The sequence below is a fragment of the Fusobacterium sp. genome (assembly GCF_019012925.1).
Taxonomy (GTDB): Bacteria; Fusobacteriota; Fusobacteriia; order Fusobacteriales; family Fusobacteriaceae; genus Fusobacterium_A.
Window position 1 is genome coordinate 56957 of the sequence record NZ_JAGIRL010000021.1, and the last position, 21994, is coordinate 78950.

Genomic DNA, 21994 nt, shown 5'->3' on the forward strand with positions numbered 1-21994 from the left:
TATTATTTAAAATATTTAACTCCATTTTCAAATATTTTCTGCTCTTTATTTCCTACAATATTCTTAAATACATTATTTCCAAATCTCTCTGTATGTCCCATTTTTCCAAATACTCTTCCATCTGGAGATGTTATTCCCTCAATTGCAAATGTAGATCCATTAGGATTGAATCTAAACTCATTTGTTGGTTGACCATCTAAGTTTACATATTGAGTTGCTACCTGTCCATTTTCAAATAGTTTTTTAACTACTTCATCACTTGCAAAGAATCTTCCTTCACCGTGTGATACTGCTATTTCAAATTCTGAACCTGTCTCTATTCCAGCTAACCAAGGTGATTTGTTAGAAGTAACCTTAGTTGTTACCATTTGAGAAATATGTCTACCTATCTTATTGAATGTTAATGTTGGTGAGTTTTCAGTTATCTTTCCTATCTCTCCATATGGTAGTAATCCTGATTTTATAAGAGCTTGGAATCCATTACAAATTCCTAAAATAAGTCCATCTCTCTCTAAGAATTTATGTATAGCTTCTGCTATCTTAGGGTTAGTTAATACAGTGGCTATAAATTTACCTGAACCATCTGGCTCATCTCCAGCACTGAATCCACCTGGGAACATCAAGATTTGTGAGTTATTTATCTCTTTTACCATCTTCTCTATGGAATCATTTATGTACTCTTGATTCAAGTTTCTAAATACCAATATATTTGCCTCTGCTCCCGCTTTTTCAAATACTTTTGCTGAGTCATACTCACAGTTTGTTCCAGGGAAAGCTGGAACTAATACTCTTGGTCTAGCTATCTTGTTCTTACATACTATTATCTCTTTTTTCTCATATGGTGTCCAAATATAGTTTTCAACCTTTTCAACTGTCTTATGTGGAAATACTGGGAATAACTTATCTAACCAAATTTTTTCTCCTTCACTCATATCAAGTGAAACATCTCCTACAACCACTTTATATTCTGATATTGTCTCTCCCAATAACTGAACATTCTCTCCAGTTAATTCAACAGTTGACTCAACTACAAATGTTCCATATCCCAATTTAAATAACTCATCACCTAAATCAGATATCTTTGCTCCTATTCTATTTCCAAATGTCATCTTACTTATTGCTTCTGCTATACCACCATTTTTCAATGTAAGAGCTGAGATGATATTTCCTTCTACTATATTTTTATGTACAAACTCAAAATTCTCTTTTAACTCCTCTATATTAGGCATATAGTTTTCTAACATATGATATTTTATTAAATATATCTTATTTCCAGCTTTTTTAAACTCTGGTGATATTACAACACTTGCTTTAACAGGAGTTACTGCAAAGGAAATTAGTGTAGGTGGTACATGTATCTCATTAAATGTTCCACTCATTGAATCTTTTCCACCAATAGCTGGTATTCCAAATCCTCTTTGTGCCTCTATTGTTCCTAATAAAGCTGAAAATGGTTTTCCCCAGTTTTTAGAACTCTGTCCCAATTTTTGGAAATACTCTTGGAATGATAATCTTACAGTTTTATAATCTCCTCCTACAGCTACTAATTTAGCTAAAGATTCAACTACTGCATAAGCTCCTCCGTGAAATTGTGACCAAGAAGAAAGTACAGGATTGTATCCCCAAGTAATTGCAGAAGCTGTATCTGTCTCACCTTTTAATAGAGGTATCTTCTGTACACTTACATCTGTTGGAGTCATCTGATATCTTCCACCAAATGGCATTAAAACTGTTGTAGCTCCTATTGTTGAGTCAAATATCTCCATCAATCCTTTTTGTGATGCTACATTTAAAGAAGAAAGCATATTATACCATCTCTCTTTTAAATCCTTACCTTCATAAGAAGATTTTACAAGTGGATTCTCCTCTAATTTTACATTCTCTACTTCCACTTCAGTCTCTTGAGTTACTCCATTAGTATCTAGGAACTCTCTAGATATATCCACTATTTTCTTACCTTTCCAATTCAATACAAGTCTATTTGTATCAGTTACTTCAGCTACTACTGTTGCCAATAGGTTTTCTTTATTTGCCAACTCTATAAACTTTTCTCTATCTTTAGCTTCAATTACTACTGCCATTCTCTCTTGTGACTCTGATATTGCTAACTCTGTACCACTAAGTCCCAAATATTTAGTAGGAACTACATCTAAATTTATATCAAGTCCTGGAGCTAACTCTCCTATTGCTACTGATACTCCTCCTGCACCAAAGTCATTACATTTCTTTACAAGTCTTGTAACCTCTGGATTTCTAAATAATCTCTGAATTTTTCTCTCTTCTGGTGCATTTCCTTTTTGTACCTCTGCTCCACAAAGTCTCAACGAATCATCTGTATGCTCTTTAGAAGATCCTGTCGCTCCACCACAACCATCTCTTCCTGTTTTTCCGCCTAATAATACTACTATATCTCCTTTTGAAGCATTTTCTCTTCTTACCCAGTCAGCTGGAACAGCTCCAACTACAGCTCCAACTTCCATTCTCTTTGCCTTGTATCCATCGTGATAGATCTCAGCAACATGTCCAGTTGTCAATCCTATCTGATTTCCATAAGCTGAATATCCAGCTGCAGCTCCTGTAGTTATTTTCTTTTGAGGTAATTTTCCTTGTAATGTATCCTCTAATTTCTCCAATGGATTTCCAGAACCAGTAACTCTTATTGCTTGGTATACATATGATCTTCCAGATAGGGGATCTCTTATAGCTCCTCCTAAACAAGTAGAAGCCCCTCCGAATGGCTCAATCTCAGTAGGGTGGTTATGAGTCTCGTTTTTAAACATAAGTAACCATTTCTCTAATTTTCCATCTACATCTACATCTATATATACTGAACATGCATTTATCTCATCAGAAACCTCTAAGTCATCTAGTTTTCCTGTCTTTCTCATCTCTTTTCCACAGATAGTTGCCATATCCATAAGTGACATATATTTCTTTTCGATTCTATCTTGATGTACAAATTTTCTAACTTCTACATACTTATCAAAAGCTCTTTGTAAAGTCTCTCCAAATTCACTCTTAGGGAATACAACATTTTTTATTCTTGTTTCAAATGTTGTATGTCTACAGTGATCTGACCAGTAAGTATCCAACACTTTTATCTCAGTCTCTGTTGGATCTCTTCTTTCAGTATTTTTGAAGTACTCTTGAACAAAAGCTATATCTGCTAGTGTCATTGCAAGACCAAGCTCTTTTCTAAATTTCTCTAACTCATCTCTATCATACTCAATAAATTTATTGAATACAGGAACCTCTTGTGCTTTCTCTCCCTCTTCGATCTCCAATTTTTCAAGAGATTTTTCTCTCATCTCCACAGGGTTAATATAGTATTTTTTTACTCTCTCTAACTCAGAATCTGAAAGATCTCCCTCTAATACTATCACCTTACCACTTGTTACTGTTACATTCTCGTTCTTATTTGAGATAAGATTTAAACATTGCATTGCTGAGTCAGCTCTTTGATCAAACTGTCCAGGTAAAAACTCCACTGCAAAATATTTCCCTTCATTTAACTCTAACTCCTCAGTTACTCTATCTGTAACTACTTCTGAAAATATCAATTTTTTTGCAGTCTCTAACTCTGATCTCTCTATTCCAAATATATCATAGCAATTGATCAATCTTATTTTTTTCAATCCTGTTAGTTGTAAACTCTCTTTTAACTCATTTTCAAGTCTCTTTGCCTCTAAATCAAAGCCCTGTTTTTTCTCAACAAAAATACGATAATTCATTTTTCCTCCTGAAAATTTTAATATAGATTCCTTTTAGTAAATTATTTAAAATAGCCCTTCTATTTTCCCATTCTCATCTATGTCTATCAACTCTGCTGCTGGTTTTTTAGGTAGTCCAGGCATATCTATTATATCTCCTGCCATAGCGACAATAAATCCTGCTCCTGCTGAGATTCTTAACTCATTTATAGTCACTGTAAATCCTGTTGGTCTTCCTATTAGTGAAGCATTATCTGATAAAGATTTTTGAGTTTTTGACATACAAACTGGTAATTTTCCATATCCTAACTCATCTATTGTCTTTAGCATCTTTTTAGCTCCACTGCTAAACTCTACACCTTCAGCTCCATATATCTCTTTAGCTATCAGTTCTATCTTCTCTTTTATACTCAAATCCAATGAATACAATGGTTTATACTCATCTTTTCCCTTTTCAATCTGTTCTAGCACTTGGTTGGCAAGGTCAATTCCTCCCTCTCCACCTTTTGCCCAAACGTCACATAAGGCAACTGGAACTTCCTGCTTTTTACAGTGCTCCTCTATATATTTTAACTCTCTATCTGTATCACTAACAAATCTATTGATAGCTACAACTACTGGTAAACCATATTTTTTCATATTCTCAATATGCTTATCTAAGTTTGTAATTCCTTTTTCTAAAGCTTCTAAACTCTCCTCTGAAAGCTCCTTCAATCCACCGTGATGTTTTAAAGCTCTAACTGTTGCAACTATAACAACACAATTAGGTTTTAGATTTCCTTTTCTACACTTTATATCTAAAAACTTCTCTGCTCCTAAATCTGCAGCAAATCCAGCTTCTGTTATTGCATAATCTGAAAGTTTCAATGCTAACTTAGTTGCAAGTATCGAGTTACATCCATGAGCTATATTAGCAAATGGCCCACCGTGAATAAATACTGGTGTGTTTTCTAATGTCTGTACCAAATTTGGTTTTAAAGCTTCTTTTAATAGTGCTGTTACAGCTCCCTCTATTTTTAATTCTCCCACTGTTAGAGCCTTTCCATCTCTAGAGTAGCCAAATACCATATTTTTTATCTTATCTTTTAAATCCATAAGTGAATTAGCTAAACATAAAGCTGCCATTATCTCTGAAGCAACTGTGATTTGGAATGATGATTCTCTTGGAATTCCATTAGCTTTTCCACCTAAACCTATCACTACATTTCTCAATGCTCTATCATTCATGTCAACTACTCTCTTCCAAGTAATTTTTGTTAAATCAATATTTAAAGCATTTCCTGAGTTAATGTGATTATCTATACAAGCTGCAATCAAATTGTGTGCAACACCTATAGCATGAAGATCTCCTGTAAAGTGAAGATTTATATCCTCCATAGGAATAACTTGAGAATAACCTCCACCAGTAGCTCCTCCCTTCATTCCAAAGACAGGTCCCAATGATGGTTCTCTAAGTGCAGCTATAGATGATTTTCCAAGTCTATTTAAAGCTTGTGTCAATCCAACTGTCACTGTTGATTTTCCCTCTCCAGCAGGTGTAGGAGTAATTGCTGTTACCAATATTAATTTTCCATCTTTTTTAGCTTCTAACTCTTTTAGTACCTCTAGATTTACTTTAGCCTTGTATTTCCCATACTGTTCAATACTATCTTCACTAAGTCCTATCTTTTTAGCTATCTCCATAATATTTTGAATTTTTGCTTCCTGTGCTATTTGAATATCAGTCTTCAATTTCTCCTCCTCAAATCCTTTCTAATTAAAAAGGTCTAAGTACACACTAATGCTTTGCATCAGTACACACTTAGACCATTAAATTTACCTATTCTTATATTTACAATTATGCCTTTGTTAGATTTCAGATTATATATTATATTTCTCTTCTTCTTTTTAACAAATAGCATTTCTCTCCTCCATAGCATTTTTCATATATACCAAAAGGAATGACAAAAAAGCATCTTGTCAAACAACTCATAGCGGTTAATTTAGGGTCAACCGTAGAAACTCCTGACCATATTACAGGTATATATGAGATATATTTTTTTCTATACATCTAGAATAACATAAAAGTTAATTTTTGTCAAAATAAAAACTTTTTTTAATGCTTTTTATTTTTTTTAATGTTCTTTGTGTATTTTTTGTTCTTATTTCTTACTTTTTACTAAACATACGACAAAAATACTCTAACCCCATAACATAACTGTCAACACCTAACCCAGATATCTGACCTACACAAGCTGCAGCTGTATAAGATATTTTTCTAAAATCCTCTCTTTTATGGATGTTTGAAAGGTGTACCTCCAATGTTGGAATCTCAATACTTTTTATAGCATCAAATAAGGCTATGGAAGTGTGAGTATACGCTCCAGGATTTATAATTACCCCATCATATTTTTCAAAGTATGCTCTTTGTAAAATATTGATCATCTCTCCTTCAATATTACTTTGAAAAATATCCAAGCTTATCCCTTTACTCTCTGCTATATCTTTCAGATAATTACACATATCTGCATAATTTTGATGTCCATATACTTCCTTCTCTCTTATCCCTAAAAAATTTATATTTGGACCATTTAATATCATTATCTTCATAATTTTTCTCCTCTTAGTTCCTTCTCTACCAACTCTTCTAACTCCTCTACCAAAGCTCTATCTACCGTGATTCCTTTCCATATTTCATCACTTTTTATAGCTTGGTTTACCAGCATTGAAACCCCGTTTACACATTTTAATCCATTTTTTTTTGCCAATCTTAGAAATTCTGTATCTGCTGGATTGTATATTAAATCTATAGCCATATCAAAACGTTTTAATATATCCTCAGTTACAGGTGAGTTAAGAGTATTTGGGTACATTCCTACTGGAGTCGTATTGATTAAAATCTCTCCTCCTATTATATCTTCATAAGAAACTACCATTATGTTTTTAAACCTTCTCTTTAATTCAGCTTTTTTGCTCTCTACATCTCTAGTTACAACAACTATCTCTTTAGCCCCTAGATCATTTAAAGCTACAATTACTGATTTGGCAGCTCCTCCACTTCCCAACACATAGCAACTCTTCTTACTTATCTCTACACTGTGCTCCTCTAACATCTTTATAAATCCAAAATAATCACTGTTGTAACCATAAGTTTTCCCATCTTCTATCCTTACCAAATTGATAGCTCCTATCTTTTTAGCCTCTTCTGATATATAATCTAACTCATCTAATAATACCTCTTTGTATGGAATTGTAATATTAAATCCTACTACATCTTCAGCTCTCAATTTTTTTAAAATATCTTTTTCATTCTCTATCTCATATAAAGAGTACTCTCCTGATAAGTTTAATTTTTGAAATACATAGTTATGAATCAATGGTGACAGTGAATGACCCAATTTTTTTCCAACAAGACCATATTTACTCATATTTTCCTCCACTTTCAAATATTTTATCCAATAAAGCTATAGCCATAATAGCCTCTATCACTACAACAGCTCTAGGTACTATGCATGGATCATGCCTTCCCTCTATTAAAAGCTTACAATTCTCTTCACTCCTTATATTTACAGTATTTTGCTCCTTTGATATAGATGGAGTAGGTTTTATAGCTACTTTAAAAGATATTGGCATCCCATTTGAAATTCCACCGAGTATACCTCCATTATTGTTAGTTAAAGTTTCTACCTTTCCACTGTTATAATGATACTGATCATTCACTTCAGAGCCATAATATCTCGTTATATCAAAACCACTTCCAAACTCAATCCCCTTAACTGCAGGAATTGAAAAAGCTAAATGTGCGATTGTACTTTCCAATGAATCAAAAAAAGGTTCTCCTACTCCACTTGGAACTCCAACAGCATAACAACTTATTGTTCCTCCTACCGAATCTCCTGTAACTCTCGCTTTTTCAATCTCAGCTTTTATCTTTTGAATCTTCTTCTCATCGATAATTGCCATCTCTTTGTTAGCTAATTTTTCAAATACCTCTTTATTTAACTCTTCTTTGGTCAATCCCTCTATCTCAATCCCTTTTATACTAGTTATTTGAGCTCCAACATATATGTTTTTTTGAGCTAGTATTATCTTTGCAATAGCTCCAGCAAAAACAATTGGTGCTGTAATTCGCCCTGAAAAGTGCCCCCCTCCCCTTACATCATTATATCCACGATACTTTATATATGCTGGATAATCACTGTGGCTAGGTCTCATCATAATTTTTAGATCCGAATAATCTTTAGATTTTTTATCCTCATTTCTTATTATGACACACATAGGTGCTCCAGTAGTCCTTCCTTCATAGATCCCACTCAAAATTTCATATCCATCACTCTCTTTTCTCTGTGTTGAAAATCTATTTTTTCCTGGTGCTCTCCTCTGCATCTCTCTTTCTATATACTCATCTATTATCTCTATTCCAGCTGGTAATCCATCAATATTTATCCCAATAGCCTTTCCATGTGATTCTCCAAAAATTGACAATCTAATAGTTTGTCCCCAGTTAGCTCCCATCTCTCTCTCCTTTACTTCTATTGTTAGTATAATTATACCATATTTAGATTATGAACTAAAATTTTATTGTGTATTTTTTTTTATATGTTACAATATATCTATATTCTATTTAGGAGGGAAATTTTTATGAAATTAAAATCTTTAATTGCAGGTATGGCTCTTATATCATCACTATCTGTTAGTGCTAGTCAAGGAGCTCAGTTTTCAGTTTTACCTGGAGTACAATTTGGAGCTACTAAAGCAGACTCTATTGATGGATTCAGTTTTAACTTATTAGGAGCAGAGAACCAAAATGTATCTGGTTTTGATCTATCATTAATAGGTTATAGAAAAGTTAATGGTAATTTCAGCGGACTTCATCTGTCTCTTTTCTTAGAAGCTTTTAGAGTAGATGGAAATATGAAAGGTATCTCTCTATCGCTTTGGAATGATGTTAAAGGTAGTGTTAGCGGTGGGACATTAGGTCTTGTAAATACTGTCGGTGGAGATGCAACTTTCCAATTTGGAGGAGTTAATATTGTAAATCGTGAAGCTCTTGTTCAAATTGGATTTGTTAACTATGCTCAACAAGTTGGAGGACTTCAATTTGGACTTGTCAATGCAACTAGAAGATTAGAAGGATTACAAGTTGGACTAGTTAACTATGCTGAAAATGGAGTGTTACCAGTTTTACCTATCGTTAACTTTAGAAAAACTCTATTTTAATATAAAAACTGCACCTAAAATCTTAAGTAATTAAGATAGGTGCAGTTTTTTATCTTACCTCTGTTTGTTTATACTTAAAATTATCCCCATAGCAGCAAATATCGTTACAATTGAGGTTCCACCAGCACTGAATATTGGCATTGGTATTCCAAAAACAGGTAACATTCCTAAGGCTACATATATATTGATAAGAACCTGTGTTATTAAGTATCCACCAATCCCTATAGCCAAATACTTTCCAAAATAATCTGTAGTTTCCATAGCTGTCCTCTTTATGTTATTAAAGAGCAATACAAATAGAAAAAGTAAAAGTAGCATACCTACAAATCCAAACTCTTCTCCAAAGGTTGCAAGTATGAAGTCAGTATTAGCTTCTGGAAGATAGTTGTACTTCTGTACTCCATTTGCATATCCCTCACCCAAGATTCCACCTCTTCCAAAAGCCATAAGTGATTGTGCCACTTGATAACCAATATCTAAATCATACTCATTTTTTAATACCCCATTCAAGTAACTAACTACTCTACGCAATCTATAACCATAGGTTAGCTTATCTCCTATAAAAGCTACATAATAGAAAAATCCTCCAGCTACTCCTATAAACAGTGAACTCAATCCTACTATCAATTTCATACTCACTCTACTCATAAAAAGCATTGTAATAGCAATAGCAATATAATGTATTGTAGTCCCTAAGTCTTTTTCTAACATTACCAAAACAAGATAGATAAGAACTATTCCAGCTACATTTGCTATTATTCCCAAGCTTTTATACTTCTCTTCCTCTCCCTTTTCTAAAAGTTTAGCTAAAATTATTATAAATGGAAGTTTCATCATCTCAGCAGGTTGAATACTAAAACCGGCTATTCTAATCCAACCAATAGCCCCATTTATTGTTGGTACATATTTTTTTAGAGCTGGTATTTTAGCTCCTATTACAACAGCTAAAAGAGATAAAATTGAAATTAACAGTAAAAAGCCTATCATCTTTTTTCTCTTCAATTTTTTATAATCTCTCGTTGAAACAAACATAAAAACCCCTATACCAGCACCTATATATGTACAGTGATTTCTTATTGTTTTTAAAATTCCTTTTAAATATACACCTTCTAGCTTTACACTTACCATATTCAAGAGACTCATTATTATGAGAAGAATGAGAATTACTACAATTCCACCATTTCTAATTCTTTTCCTTCTTCTTATAGCTTCCTCTTTATCCTGCCTATTTAATTGATTTCTCTTATTGTATAAATTTTCATTCTCCACTATCATACTCATACTATTATCACTCTATCTCTAAAAATTTTCTCTCTAAATACTCAGCTACACCGTCTTCTGTATTTTTTCCAATTATCTCATTGTTTGGTAGTCTATCTTTTAATCTAACTGAAGCATTTTCCATGATTAAACCCTTTCCTACCTCTTTTAACATCTCATAGTCATTTAATCCATCTCCAAAAGCAATTACACTCTCTAGAGGAATCTCTAATCTTTCCATCACACTCTTTATAGCTTCTCCCTTACATACAGAGTGTGCCATAATTTCTAAACACTCCTCTCCAGATAGTGTCAATGAAATTCTATCTCCAAACTCATTTTCAATCTCTTTTTCCAAAGCTTCTAACTCTTTAAAATTTTTACTTATAAAAAATATTTTTATAACTTTAGAGTAGTCAACTTTGTCAAAATCTTCCACTGTGTAAGAAAAGCCACTCTCTTGATGAAAACTTTTAAACTCCTCTAACTCCTCCTCTATATACCAGTTATTATCTGTATATATGTGTCTTGAGATATCTTTACTACATTTTTTTTCTAATATTTTTTTTACTACATCCTCTTCCATATCTCTCTCATATACAATCTCATTATTTTCATTATGGATTATTGCACCATTTGAACTTATCAAATATGAATCTAATCCCAACTGTTTTTTTAGTTCTAAGGCATCTAAATGGTGTCTCCCTGTAGCTATAAATATCTTTTTAACTCTATCTTTTACCTCTTTTATAACTTTTTTTGTTTTATCTGAAAATCTATGCTCTCCATTTAAAAGAGTTCCATCTAAATCACTAACTATTGCTTGATATTTCATTCTGTATTCTCCTTTATTTATATCTCTTATTCTACGTAATATAATACCATTAAAAAAAAATTTTGAAAAGTTTTTATTTTTTTATTGACAGTTTTTTAAAATTATGATATTATTATTTCTGTTGATGGGAGCGGAATATAGCGCAGTCCGGTAGCGCATCTGCCTTGGGAGCAGGGGGCCGCAAGTTCGAATCTTGCTATTCCGACCATTTAATATTGGGGTGTCGCCAAGCGGTAAGGCAACGGACTTTGACTCCGTCATGCGTTGGTTCGAATCCAGCCACCCCAGCCATTTGATAACTACCACTTAATCAGATTAAGTGGTTTTTTTTATTTCATTTTTAAAAAAATATATGCTATAATGAAAAAAAATATATTGAGGTGGTTTTTTATGGATAACAGAATTTTACAACTTGCAAAAAACTTAGTTTCTCACTCTTGTAGAGTTGAAAAAGGTGAGCGTGTTCTTATAGAGATCTTTGGAGATGCTCCTAAAAATCTAGCAAAAGCTCTAGTTAAAGAGGTAACTAATGTTGGTGGACTACCCTTTGTAACATTAAAAGATCAATCTATTACTAGAGAGCTTATTAAAAACTCTACTAAAGAACAGATTGAATTGATGGCTAAGTATGAATTGGAAAGAATGAAAGATATGGATTGCTATATTGGTATTAGAGGAAGCGAAAACACTGCTGAATTATCTGATGTTGCAGATGATAAGATGAGACTTTACTCTGATTGCTTCTCAATGCCTGTACATCTAAAAGAGAGAGTTAATAATACTAAATGGGTAGTTTTAAGATACCCAAACAACTCTATGGCTCAACTTGCAAATACATCTTTAGAGAGTTTTGAAGACTTCTATTTTGATGTTTGTTGTTTAGATTACTCTAAAATGGAAAAGTCTATGGATTCTCTGTCTCAACTTTTAGAAAAATCTGATAAAGTTAGAATAACTGGGCCAGGTACAGATATCTCTTTCTCTATTAAAGATATACCTAATGTTAAGTGTTTTGGTCGTAGAAATATCCCTGATGGTGAGGTTTACACAGCTCCTATCAGAAATAGTGTAAATGGAGTTATATCTTACAATACACCATCTGTATATGAAGGGTTTACTTTTGAAAATATAGTATTCGAGTTTAAAGATGGAAAAATTATAAAAGCTACTTCTAATAATACAGAAAAGTTAAATGAGATTTTAAATTCTGATGAAGGAGCTAGATATATTGGAGAATTTGCCTTTGGAGTGAACCCATATATTCTAAAACCTATGAAAGATACATTGTTTGATGAAAAGATTTCTGGAAGTATACACTTCACTCCTGGTCAAGCTTATAAACTAGCTGACAACGGAAACAAATCTAATATTCACTGGGATCTTGTTCTTATCCAAAGACCTGAATTTGGTGGTGGAGAGATTTGGATAGATGATGTTTTAATTAGAAAAGATGGAATTTTTGTATTAGAAGAATTAAAAGTTCTAAATCCTGAAAATTTAAAATAATTCGGAGGAGATTATGAATATACTTATGGCTCTCTCTCAACTTGAAGTGACGGGAGCAGAGGTTTATGGTGTTACATTAAGTGATGAACTTATAAAGAGAGGAAATAAAGTTATAATTGTTTCTGACACCCTTACAAAGAAAACTCAAGCTAAATATATAAAGCTTGAATTTAATAAAAGAGGTTTATCTCAAAGAGTAAAACAGGTTCAAACTCTACTTAAAATTATAAAAGATAATGATATTCAAGTTGTTCATGCACACTCAAGAGCTTCCTCATGGAGCTGTGAAATAGCTTGTAAAATAGCTGGTATTCCACTGATTACTACAGTACATGGAAGACAACCAGTACATCTTAGTAGAAAAATATTCAAAGCTTTTGGAGATAAGAGTTTAACAGTTTGTGAAAATATAAAAAAACATCTCATAAATGAATTGGGAGTAAAGAGCAGTAAAATCGAGATTCTTAGAAATCCTATTGAAACAGCTAAATATCCATTTAACTATTGTGATACCTTTGAGAAAGAGGAGAGAACTGTATCTATAATTGGAAGATTATCTGGTCCTAAGGGTGAAGTTGCCTTCAAAGCTCTAGAGATCTTACAAGATATTCCTAATATCACGACTCAAGTTATTGGTGGAAAAGATATTCCTAACAAATTTCAAAAGTTTTTAAATAATGATAGAATTAAATTTTTAGGTTATGTTGATGATATACCTGAAAAAATTAAAAGTTCTGATATTGTTATTGGTGCAGGAAGAGTTGGAGTGGAGAGTATTCTTTCTGGAAAACCTCTAATAGCTATTGGAGAAGCACAATATGTTGGATTGGTTAAGGAAGATAATATCTCTCAAGCTTTAGAATCAAATTTTGGGGATATTAACTTTAAAAATATAAGTGAATTCCATTGGGATAAGCTAAAAAAAGATATTGAAGATAGTGTCCTGCTATCTAAAGAACAACTTTTAAGCCTTAGAGATAGTATTATCTCTGAATTTGATTTGAATACAATCATTGATAGAATTGAGAAACTATATGCTAAGACTTATGTTATTAGAAAAAAATATGAGATACCTGTTGTTATGTACCATAGAGTTATAAGAGATAAAAGTGAAGGTGGAGTACACGGAATCTATGTTACAGAGAGTGATTTTGAAAAACAACTTCAATACTTAAAAGATAATAACTATGAAGTTATAACTTTTAAAGATCTCTTAGACAATAGATACAAAGAGCGTTTTAATTCAGGGAAAAAACAGATTATTCTCACTTTTGACGATGGTTATGTGGACAACTATAAATATGCCTTCCCACTCCTTAAAAAATATGGTTTTAGATGTGTTATCTATCTGCTCTCTGATTTAGATTATAATAGATGGGATGTAGATGTAAAAGATAATCCAGAACATAGATTTGAGCTTATGAATTTAGAGATGATAAAAGAGATGGACAAATATGGTATAGAGTTTGGGGGACATACTAAAACTCATCCGAAATTGGCAACTATCCCTATTGAAACTGCTCAAGTTGAGATTTTTGAATCTAAGGAGATATTGGAAAAAAGATTGGGGCATAAACTGATATCATTTGCCTATCCTTATGGTAATCTCAATAAAGAGGTTAAAGAGATAGTTAAAAATGCTGGTTATGAGTTTGCTGTGGCAACTGATTCAGGAGATATCTCATTTTCAGAGGATCTTTTCCAAATTAGAAGAATTGGATTCTTCTCTACAAATAATTTCTTTACATTTAAAAGAAAAGTATCTGGAAGATATAATTTTATAAAAATAAAGAGAGAAGAAAAAGAAAAAAGAAAGAAAATTTAAGGCGGTGTATAATGTTAATTACTGTTGATATTGGAAATACTCATATCGTTACTGGTCTATTTGATGAAGATGGAAAATTACTTCTAACTTTTAGAGTATCTACTAATGATAGACTTACTGAAGATGAATATTTTTCATATTTTAGAAACATTTCAAAATTTAATGGGGTAGAGATTAAAAGAGTGAGTGGAATTATCATCTCATCTGTTGTTCCTAATCTGATTACAATCTTTCAATTCTTTGGAAGAAAGTATTTCAATATAGAACCTATGATTGTTAATTTAGAGAAAAAACTTCCATTTTCTTTTGCTAAAAATATGAACCCTACAGGTTTTGGTGCAGATAGAATAATTGATATAGTTCAAGCTTTGGCTGATTATCCAGATAAAAATCTTATCATTATCGATTTAGGAACTGCTACTACCTTTGATGTTTTAAAGAAAAATGTATATATTGGTGGAGCTATTCTTCCTGGAATTGAGATGAGTATCAACGCCCTTTGTGGAAATACAGCTAAACTTCCTAAAGTTAAATTCACCACTCCAGAGTGTGCTTTAGGTTCTGATACAATTTCACAAATTCAATCAGGAATATTCTATGGTTATGCTGGACAAATAAAGCATATTATCAAGAAAATTAAAGAAGAAGTAGGAGAGGAGTGCTTCGTTGTTGCAACAGGTGGTCTTGGAAAACTACTCTCTGCAGAGATTGATGAAATTGATGTATATGAAGCTGATTTGAGTATTAAGGGACTTCACTCTATATACCTTGCCAATAAAAATTAAGTTGAAATTTGCAATAGCTCTTTTTTCCTTGAGAAAAAATATCTTGTATTAATTACTATTTAGTGGTATAATGATTGTATAGAAAACTGATTTGATAAATTAAACACTAACTTTTTTTCACGTTTCAAAAGCAAATAATCACGTTTCAAAAATTTTAGCGTTTGTTTTTTCTATTTTGGTTTTATCTAAAATTTTTGGAGGTGCATTTTAATGCTAAAAGGAACTGTAAAATGGTTTAACAAAGACAAAGGATTCGGATTTATTTCTGGAGAAGATGGAAACGATTATTTCGTACACTACTCTAACATAAACGCTAAAGGATTCAGATCATTAGAAGAAGGACAAGCAGTATCATTTGAAGTAACTGAAGGAGCTAAAGGTCCAGTTGCTTCTAACGTAACAGTAGCTTAATTTATTAAAAATAATTCAGGGTGCTGAAGAGTACCCTGTTTTTATCTGAAAATTGGAGAAAATATTATGAATAAACTGAGAGAAAAAAGACTCCATTGGTTAGTAAATACATTAGTTAAACTATTTTTATTTCCATTACTTATTGTAGGACTTTTATTGAGGTTATATGATAAGATTTTCAAAAAAGATAAGAAAAAGAAAAAAAGAGTGTTATATAATTTATGGTATTAGAATATGCATGGGTGGCGGAATGGTAGACGCGCAAGGTTGAGGTCCTTGTAGGTAGTTCTCCTGTGAGAGTTCAAGTCTCTTCTCATGCACCATTTTAACAACTAAGAGGGTAAATATATCCTCTTTTATTTTTTTTATATATAAAAAAATTTAAAGCAAAGTATTTAAAAATATGATACAATAGAAAACAAGAAATATAAACTTAATTTTAATTTTAAAGGAGAAAACATGAAGCTGACTAAAAAAGAAAAAATCATTATTATTTGTTCACTAGCAGTAATCTGTTTGAGTCTTTATACATCTAGTAAAAAGGATAGCTTAATAGATGGATTAGCAAATAGTCAGATTTTTTCAAAATCTTATCAAGAAAGTAGAAAAAAAAGATTTGAAAAGGAGATAGATAGAAAATTAACTAGTGACACTCTAGTTAAATACATCAAAAAACTCTCTCTTCAAAAGCTTGAAATTGTAAATAATTTATTGAATGATGAAGCCTTAGTACAGGTACTTAATACCAAAGATAAAGAAGATTACAACTCTGCAAAATACTTTTCCAATGATATATCTTACAAAGAAGCTTCCTCTATGTATAGTGCAAGTAAAGGGTTTAGAGAATTAAGTCTACTCTCTGAAAATATAAAAAATTATTTAGATAACAGTTTCCCTAATTTTGATTATAACTCAATTGTTGATAACGAGGGAAAAGTTCCTAAATTAATTACTGCAAAGGATAAAATTTTAAAACTTACACCTAACAAAGAGCTAAAATCTATAATTACACAACTAGATAAGGAACAATTAGATAAACTGAACTCTATTGTTAACAACAATGGTGGTATGATTGAGTTTTTAAATTTAAATGATAAATTTGTAACTGAAGTTAAAGAGAACTGTCACAACTTGCTAACTCATGGGCTTCCTATGGAATCTCTAGAGAAATTAGTTTCATTAAGTAAGAGAATAGATGAACTTTCCAATCTTGATGAAAGATTTAAAACATTTATCTCTCAAAATTTTGAAGGAGTAGATTTTAAAAAAATCTATCTTTATGGTGAGTTCTATCTAACTGATAAAAATAGTAACGTTGAGTTAGAAAAGGAGTATAGAAAAAAAATATATACATTTAATGATCCTTTCATTAAATTAAATCCTTATGGAAGAACTCCACTTACAGCCCTTATAAAAATTGAACCTACTGAGGCTAATAAAAAGGTTAAAGTTTTAGTTAGAGGACAGTTTGACAGTGAAAACTACTCATATACTACAACTATAAATGAATTAGGTGAATTTCCTGTAGTTGGTTTATATCCTAAATGTGAAAATAAAGTTAAAATAACTTTGGAAAACGGTAAAGAAAAGGATATAACTATCACAACAGGAAAACTAGATGATATTCTTCCTGCTATAGTCATTGAGAAAAAGATCCCTAGTAAGATGGAGAGTGGAATGAACTTAGTTTCATTTAATACCAAAGAGAAGGCTCTACCATTTGTATTTGATATCAATGGAAATATTAGATATGTACTGGATATCTCTTCTACTATGAATAAAGCTTATGTAGGAAAAGAGAGTAATGAGTGGATAGTAGCCAATGATAAAGCTGTGTTTACCTTTGATATTTTAGGAAAGATTTTAAGTACTAGAGATCCAGAATATTATGCTGAGAATGAGAACTGGAAAAATGGTGTATTATTTAGAGAGATACAGTATTTACCTAAACTCAATAATCAGTTAGCTGTTTATGGTTTTAGTGATAAAGTTTATCCAAGTGGTGTTTTTTCAGAGCTAGGAATTGATAGCAAACAGGAGCTATTTAAAGCTAGACTTTATTTTGATAAGAATAGTTTTGAAGAAAATAACATACTATCAGGTAGAAGAATAGAACTTTTTTAATGGAGTAGGAGATAAAAATGGAACAAGAAAAAGGAATGACTTTAAATACGATATATATTTTAATATTAGGTAGCATTTTTTATTTAGAAAAATACATCTTTATATCACGTGAAAATCTATTCTCTCTTTACTCTATGATAGGTTTTTTCATTCTTATGTTAAGTGCATATGTCACTGATAACATGAAATTTCAAAGATATAAGGATAAATTTGTCAATTTTATTTTGATTGCTATTGTAGATGTTATCTGTTTTATGATCTGGTTTTTTTATAGCTGGGATCTATCTTTAATCCCATACATGCTCATCTTTATAGCATCACAAATCTTATTAACTGTACTTATCAGTATAGCTGTTTTCAAGATTAAGAATGTCACTATCTATGGTGAAGGGGAGATGAAAAAGAGAGTTGTTGATAGTATTGAACACTTTCCTGACTATAGATATATTGATTTCAAAGAGAATGATGATCTTGTAAAATTTACAAAAGAGAATGATATATCTTTAATTATTCTTTGTAAGGAGAAGTTAGAGAGCAATGAGATTAGAGATATCCTCTCTCTTAAATTAGGTGGTATTGAAGTTAAAAGCTATTTCGATTATATGATTGAAAATGAAGGTAAGATTGAAGTTGAATTCATAGATGAAGAGTGGTTACTACAAGCTTATGGTTTTAAAATCTTACGTAGTCAAATTCAAAATAATATAAAGAGATTATTTGATATTATTATGGCTATTATTATTGGAATAATGGCTCTTCCTGTTATGATCATTGCTACTATTATAGTTAGACTTGAGAGTCCTGGTCCTGTAATATATAGTCAAGATAGAGTGGGAGAGAACGGAAAAGAATTCAAAGTTCACAAATTCAGAAGTATGAGAAATGATGCTGAAAAAGATGGAGCTAAATGGGCTCAAGTTAATGACCCTAGGGTTACTAAATTTGGAAATTTTATGAGAAAAACAAGAATTGATGAGCTACCTCAACTTGTCAATGTCTTTAAAGGACAGATGAGTTTTATTGGACCAAGACCAGAAAGAATGGTTTTCATCAAGGAATTAGAAAAAGAGATTCCATACTACAATTTAAGACACATGGTTAAGCCTGGGCTTACTGGTTGGGCTCAAGTTATGTATCCATATGGTGCCAGTGTTGAAGATGCTAGAAAAAAATTGGAATATGATCTTTACTATATTAAGCATCACAGTCTTTATTTAGATTTAATAATTATGTTTATGACATTTAAAACTGTTGTATTTGGAAAAGGAAGATAATTATGTTAACAATTTTTACCCCTGTATATAATAGAGAAGATACACTTGAAAGACTATTTAATAGCTTACTTAGACAGACATGTAAAGAGTTTCAATGGGTGATTATAAATGATGGCTCTAGTGATAACAGTGAAAAACTTATAAAAGAGTTTATCCAAAACTCTCCCTTTGAAGTCATCTACAAATATGTAGAGAATGGTGGAAAGATGCGAGCTATTAATGAGGGTGTAGCTCTAGCAACTGGGGAGTACTTTTTTATAGTGGATAGTGATGACTATATTTCTGAAGATTGTGTTGAAAAGATCTTATCCTATGGAAAGGAGCTTCCCTCTAATCTAGGGGGAATGATCTTTAGAAAGATCAATCTCCTAACTAATGAGATCACTGGAAAACCATTTCCTAAACATATTCTTGATTCATCACCTATTGAGATTGTCTATAAGTTGGGAATAGATGGAGATAAAGCAGAAGTATTCCGAACTGCACTCTTAAAAGAACATCCATTTCAAGTACATACTGGGGAAAAGTTTATTCCAGAGGCAATTATCTGGATAAAAATTGGTGAAAAATACAAGATGAGATACATTGATGAAGGAATCTACTATTTTGAGTATCTTGAAACAGGTTATACTAATAACTTTAAAAGATTACTACAAAATAATCCAAAAGGATTTACTGATTACTACAAATTTATGTTATCTCACCATATTCCACTAAAAAATAGATTAAAGTTTTTTATTCGTTATATACAGTGTGTATACTATAATCTGATCAATAAAGGAGGTAAGCTTTGAAAATACTTCATATAATAACATCTTTGGAACTTGGTGGAGCAGAGAAACTTCTTACTGATCTAGTTCCCTTTCAAAAGAATAAAGGGCATTTTGTCAAAGTTTTAATACTTAGTGATAAGGGGGCTGTTTTTAAAAAGACTCTCGAAAATAAAGGGGTTGAGGTTCTAGTATGTAAAAGTAACTCCATTAAATCTTTTAAAAATATCTTTCATATTCTTAGAGAGATAAAGAGAGAAAACTATGATATTGTCCATACTCATTTAGTACATGCCCAATATTGGACAAGACTAGCTAAACTTTTTGATACTAAGAAGAGAAAATATATCACAACTGAGCATAGTACCTCGAATAGGAGAAGAGAGTCTAAACTTATGCAGTTTATTGATAAATTTATATTTAAGGGCTTTGATAAAATTGTGAGTATCTCTGAAGCTACTGAAAAAAGTTTAAAAGAATGGTTAGAGATATCTGATGATAGATTTGAAATAATATATAATGGAATTGATCCTACAGAGTTTAGAAACTCACTACCATATGAAAAGATTGAGTTGGGAGTTAAAAATGAGGACTATCTTTTAATGATGGTTTCAAGATTCCATAAATCAAAAAATCAAAAGGGAGTTATTGAGGCTCTAAAATGGTTACCTGTTAAATATAAACTTGTTCTTGTAGGTGATGGAAAACTTGAGAATGATGTAAAAGAGTATTGTGAGAAAAACAATCTTTCAAATAGAGTTAAATTTTTAGGCTTGAGAAGAGATATTCCAAAATTACTAAAAACTGCTGATATCGTTATTCAATACTCTTTCTTTGAAGGGTTTGGAATAACTGCAGTAGAGGCTATGGCTTCTGGAAAACCTGTTATAGCTAGTGATGTTCCAGGTTTGAGACAAGTGGTTGAGAATGCTGGTTATCTAGTGAGTATAGATGATTCAAAAGAGTTGGCTAAGGCTATTTTAGCTCTTAGAGTTGAAAATAATTATGAAATAATAAGTAAAAAATGTTTAGAAAAAAGTGAAAACTATACTATTGAATCTTGTGCTAATAATTATTTAGCACTTTATAAAAAGGAGATAGAAAGATGATAGCTTATTTTGGAATACTGTTATTTTTAGGTGTTGGTGTCACAATAGAACAAATTAATCACAATAAAAGGTGGAGAGAAAATTACTTTATATTTTCTCTTCTCCTTTTAATTTTATTTTTTGGATTGAGAGGATATATAGGCTATGACTGGTTTTCATATAAGCCTAACTTTGACAATGTCCAAAATATTATGGAGATTATCAAAGGAGATAGGAGATCTCTTGCTACTGGTTATGAGATTGGATTTCAAATATATAATTCACTTATAAAATCTTTTACACAAAACTATTTTATATACAATCTAATTAACTCGGTAGTTGATATATCTATTTTGTATATTGTTATCAAAAGATACTCTAAATTTCAATTACTTACCCTCCTGCTATTTTTTGGAATCTATGGAGTTGCTTTAGAGATTGATATGATTAGAAATTTTAAAAGTATTCTACTCTTTTTACTCTCTATTGAGTATATTGAAAAGAGAAACTTTCCTCTATTTTTACTTTTTAATATAGTTGGAATACTCTTTCATATTAGTTCAATTCTATACATACCTATGTATTTTATTCTAAATATTAAATGGAATAGAAATCTTATTTTATTTCTATTTATTTTAGGTAATATCTACTATATCTCAAATACAAGGGTATTTTTAACTGTTATAAAAAACTACTATAACTATCTACCAGCTGGAATAGGTACAAGGTTAAATGGTTATTTTAATATCATTCCTTTAGATTTTCCACTAGGATTTTCTCTCTATTATTTTGAAAGAGTAGCTCTCTTTTTATTAGCTTGGTTAGTATCAGATAGTTTAAAAAATAAGAGATATGGAAATATTATGTTAAACTCTATGTATATTTCAATATTTTTCTTTCTATATTTTTCTGAGTTTTCTATAATTTCAATGAGATTTAGTCTACTCTTCATCTACTCATATTGGTTTATTATACCTATGTTTTTAGAGATATTACCAAAATTACCAATAGTTATCTTTGCTCTTCTATTGGCAATATTTAGATTAAACAACCAAATTAATTTTATTGGAAGTCGTGAAGTCTACTCCTATCAAAATATCTTATTCAACGCTAAGGATTTGAATACTCAACTTGAAAAAGTTAAGTCTGCTAGTCAATTTAAGAGCCTTGGTCACGGAAAAGAGATTTCACTACTATTTTAAGGAGA

The 21994-nt window shown here is 31.4% G+C and carries 17 protein-coding genes, 3 tRNA genes and 1 riboswitch; of the genes, 13 read left to right on the top strand and 7 right to left on the bottom strand.

What is annotated here, in order from left to right:
* Positions 1 to 2: 2 nt before the first annotated feature.
* The 5 genes from QZ286_RS03290 to aroC all read right to left on the bottom strand — a co-directional run bounded on the left by QZ286_RS03290 (position 3) and on the right by aroC (position 8204).
* A complete protein-coding gene (locus QZ286_RS03290) occupies positions 3 to 3731 on the bottom strand; it encodes a phosphoribosylformylglycinamidine synthase (RefSeq protein ID WP_291255557.1) in 3729 nt (1242 codons plus the stop codon).
* Between the two features lie 45 nt (positions 3732 to 3776).
* Positions 3777 to 5441 carry a formate--tetrahydrofolate ligase gene (locus tag QZ286_RS03295; protein ID WP_291255558.1) on the bottom strand — a complete coding sequence of 555 codons (1665 nt, stop codon included), beginning with the start codon at positions 5439 to 5441 and terminating at the stop codon, positions 3777 to 3779.
* A gap of 220 nt (positions 5442 to 5661) precedes the next feature.
* A riboswitch (purine riboswitch) is annotated at positions 5662 to 5759 on the bottom strand.
* Between the two features lie 99 nt (positions 5760 to 5858).
* Positions 5859 to 6299 (bottom strand): type II 3-dehydroquinate dehydratase, encoded by a 441-nt coding sequence (gene aroQ, locus QZ286_RS03300; RefSeq protein WP_291255559.1) that lies wholly within the window; start codon positions 6297 to 6299, stop codon positions 5859 to 5861.
* Positions 6296 to 7117 carry a shikimate dehydrogenase gene (gene aroE, locus QZ286_RS03305; RefSeq protein WP_291255560.1) on the bottom strand — a complete coding sequence of 274 codons (822 nt, stop codon included), beginning with the start codon at positions 7115 to 7117 and terminating at the stop codon, positions 6296 to 6298. Before aroE ends, aroQ begins: the two co-directional genes overlap by 4 nt.
* A complete protein-coding gene (gene aroC / locus QZ286_RS03310) occupies positions 7110 to 8204 on the bottom strand; it encodes a chorismate synthase (protein ID WP_291255561.1) in 1095 nt (364 codons plus the stop codon). Before aroC ends, aroE begins: the two co-directional genes overlap by 8 nt.
* 126 nt (positions 8205 to 8330) lie before the next feature.
* On the opposite strand from aroC, the gene QZ286_RS03315 reads away from it, so the two are divergent.
* Complete coding sequence (locus QZ286_RS03315; protein WP_291255562.1) at positions 8331 to 8909, top strand: hypothetical protein; 579 nt, start codon at positions 8331 to 8333, stop codon at positions 8907 to 8909.
* A gap of 54 nt (positions 8910 to 8963) precedes the next feature.
* On the opposite strand, the gene QZ286_RS03320 is transcribed toward QZ286_RS03315, so the two are convergent.
* A complete protein-coding gene (locus tag QZ286_RS03320; protein ID WP_291255563.1) occupies positions 8964 to 10190 on the bottom strand; it encodes an FtsW/RodA/SpoVE family cell cycle protein in 1227 nt (408 codons plus the stop codon).
* Positions 10191 to 10197: 7 nt separating this feature from the next.
* On the bottom strand, positions 10198 to 11004 hold the full coding sequence (locus tag QZ286_RS03325) for a Cof-type HAD-IIB family hydrolase (protein WP_291255564.1): 807 nt from the start codon (positions 11002 to 11004) through the stop codon (positions 10198 to 10200).
* Between the two features lie 131 nt (positions 11005 to 11135).
* Between QZ286_RS03325 and QZ286_RS03330 the strand changes: the two genes are divergently transcribed.
* The 12 genes from QZ286_RS03330 (at position 11136) to QZ286_RS03385 (ending at position 21989) form a co-directional block, all read left to right on the top strand.
* A tRNA-Pro gene (locus QZ286_RS03330) sits at positions 11136 to 11212 on the top strand.
* 8 nt (positions 11213 to 11220) lie between these two features.
* A tRNA-Gln gene (locus tag QZ286_RS03335) sits at positions 11221 to 11295 on the top strand.
* A gap of 99 nt (positions 11296 to 11394) precedes the next feature.
* Positions 11395 to 12510, top strand: a complete 1116-nt coding sequence (locus QZ286_RS03340) for an aminopeptidase (protein ID WP_291255565.1) — start codon at positions 11395 to 11397, stop codon at positions 12508 to 12510.
* A 13-nt stretch (positions 12511 to 12523) separates the two neighbouring features.
* Complete coding sequence (locus QZ286_RS03345; RefSeq protein WP_291255566.1) at positions 12524 to 14335, top strand: polysaccharide deacetylase family protein; 1812 nt, start codon at positions 12524 to 12526, stop codon at positions 14333 to 14335.
* 11 nt (positions 14336 to 14346) lie between these two features.
* Positions 14347 to 15120: a type III pantothenate kinase gene (locus QZ286_RS03350; RefSeq protein WP_291255567.1), complete on the top strand. Its 774-nt coding sequence runs from the start codon at positions 14347 to 14349 to the stop codon at positions 15118 to 15120.
* Between the two features lie 210 nt (positions 15121 to 15330).
* Positions 15331 to 15531 carry a cold-shock protein gene (locus QZ286_RS03355; protein ID WP_005884840.1) on the top strand — a complete coding sequence of 67 codons (201 nt, stop codon included), beginning with the start codon at positions 15331 to 15333 and terminating at the stop codon, positions 15529 to 15531.
* 236 nt (positions 15532 to 15767) lie between these two features.
* Positions 15768 to 15854, top strand: a tRNA-Leu gene (locus QZ286_RS03360).
* A gap of 136 nt (positions 15855 to 15990) precedes the next feature.
* Complete coding sequence (locus tag QZ286_RS03365; protein ID WP_291255568.1) at positions 15991 to 17655, top strand: aryl-sulfate sulfotransferase; 1665 nt, start codon at positions 15991 to 15993, stop codon at positions 17653 to 17655.
* Between the two features lie 17 nt (positions 17656 to 17672).
* Positions 17673 to 18929 (top strand): exopolysaccharide biosynthesis polyprenyl glycosylphosphotransferase, encoded by a 1257-nt coding sequence (locus tag QZ286_RS03370; RefSeq protein ID WP_291255569.1) that lies wholly within the window; start codon positions 17673 to 17675, stop codon positions 18927 to 18929.
* A gap of 2 nt (positions 18930 to 18931) precedes the next feature.
* Positions 18932 to 19723, top strand: a complete 792-nt coding sequence (locus QZ286_RS03375; RefSeq protein ID WP_291255570.1) for a glycosyltransferase family A protein — start codon at positions 18932 to 18934, stop codon at positions 19721 to 19723.
* On the top strand, positions 19720 to 20808 hold the full coding sequence (locus QZ286_RS03380; protein ID WP_291255571.1) for a glycosyltransferase: 1089 nt from the start codon (positions 19720 to 19722) through the stop codon (positions 20806 to 20808). Before QZ286_RS03375 ends, QZ286_RS03380 begins: the two co-directional genes overlap by 4 nt.
* Positions 20805 to 21989 (top strand): EpsG family protein, encoded by a 1185-nt coding sequence (locus QZ286_RS03385; RefSeq protein WP_291255572.1) that lies wholly within the window; start codon positions 20805 to 20807, stop codon positions 21987 to 21989. Before QZ286_RS03380 ends, QZ286_RS03385 begins: the two co-directional genes overlap by 4 nt.
* Positions 21990 to 21994 lie beyond the last annotated feature (5 nt).

Bases quoted from the DNA above. Each gene is read 5' to 3' on its own strand.
- QZ286_RS03290 (WP_291255557.1), bottom strand. From the start codon at position 3,731: ATGAATTATCGTATTTTTGTTGAGAAAAAACAGGGCTTTGATTTAGAG.
- aroQ (WP_291255559.1), bottom strand. From the start codon at position 6,299: ATGAAGATAATGATATTAAATGGTCCAAATATAAATTTTTTAGGGATA.
- aroE (WP_291255560.1), bottom strand. From the start codon at position 7,117: ATGAGTAAATATGGTCTTGTTGGAAAAAAATTGGGTCATTCACTGTCA.
- aroC (WP_291255561.1), bottom strand. From the start codon at position 8,204: ATGGGAGCTAACTGGGGACAAACTATTAGATTGTCAATTTTTGGAGAA.
- QZ286_RS03315 (WP_291255562.1), top strand. From the start codon at position 8,331: ATGAAATTAAAATCTTTAATTGCAGGTATGGCTCTTATATCATCACTA.
- QZ286_RS03320 (WP_291255563.1), bottom strand. From the start codon at position 10,190: ATGAGTATGATAGTGGAGAATGAAAATTTATACAATAAGAGAAATCAA.
- QZ286_RS03325 (WP_291255564.1), bottom strand. From the start codon at position 11,004: ATGAAATATCAAGCAATAGTTAGTGATTTAGATGGAACTCTTTTAAAT.
- QZ286_RS03340 (WP_291255565.1), top strand. From the start codon at position 11,395: ATGGATAACAGAATTTTACAACTTGCAAAAAACTTAGTTTCTCACTCT.
- QZ286_RS03345 (WP_291255566.1), top strand. From the start codon at position 12,524: ATGAATATACTTATGGCTCTCTCTCAACTTGAAGTGACGGGAGCAGAG.
- QZ286_RS03350 (WP_291255567.1), top strand. From the start codon at position 14,347: ATGTTAATTACTGTTGATATTGGAAATACTCATATCGTTACTGGTCTA.
- QZ286_RS03355 (WP_005884840.1), top strand. From the start codon at position 15,331: ATGCTAAAAGGAACTGTAAAATGGTTTAACAAAGACAAAGGATTCGGA.
- QZ286_RS03365 (WP_291255568.1), top strand. From the start codon at position 15,991: ATGAAGCTGACTAAAAAAGAAAAAATCATTATTATTTGTTCACTAGCA.
- QZ286_RS03370 (WP_291255569.1), top strand. From the start codon at position 17,673: ATGGAACAAGAAAAAGGAATGACTTTAAATACGATATATATTTTAATA.
- QZ286_RS03375 (WP_291255570.1), top strand. From the start codon at position 18,932: ATGTTAACAATTTTTACCCCTGTATATAATAGAGAAGATACACTTGAA.
- QZ286_RS03385 (WP_291255572.1), top strand. From the start codon at position 20,805: ATGATAGCTTATTTTGGAATACTGTTATTTTTAGGTGTTGGTGTCACA.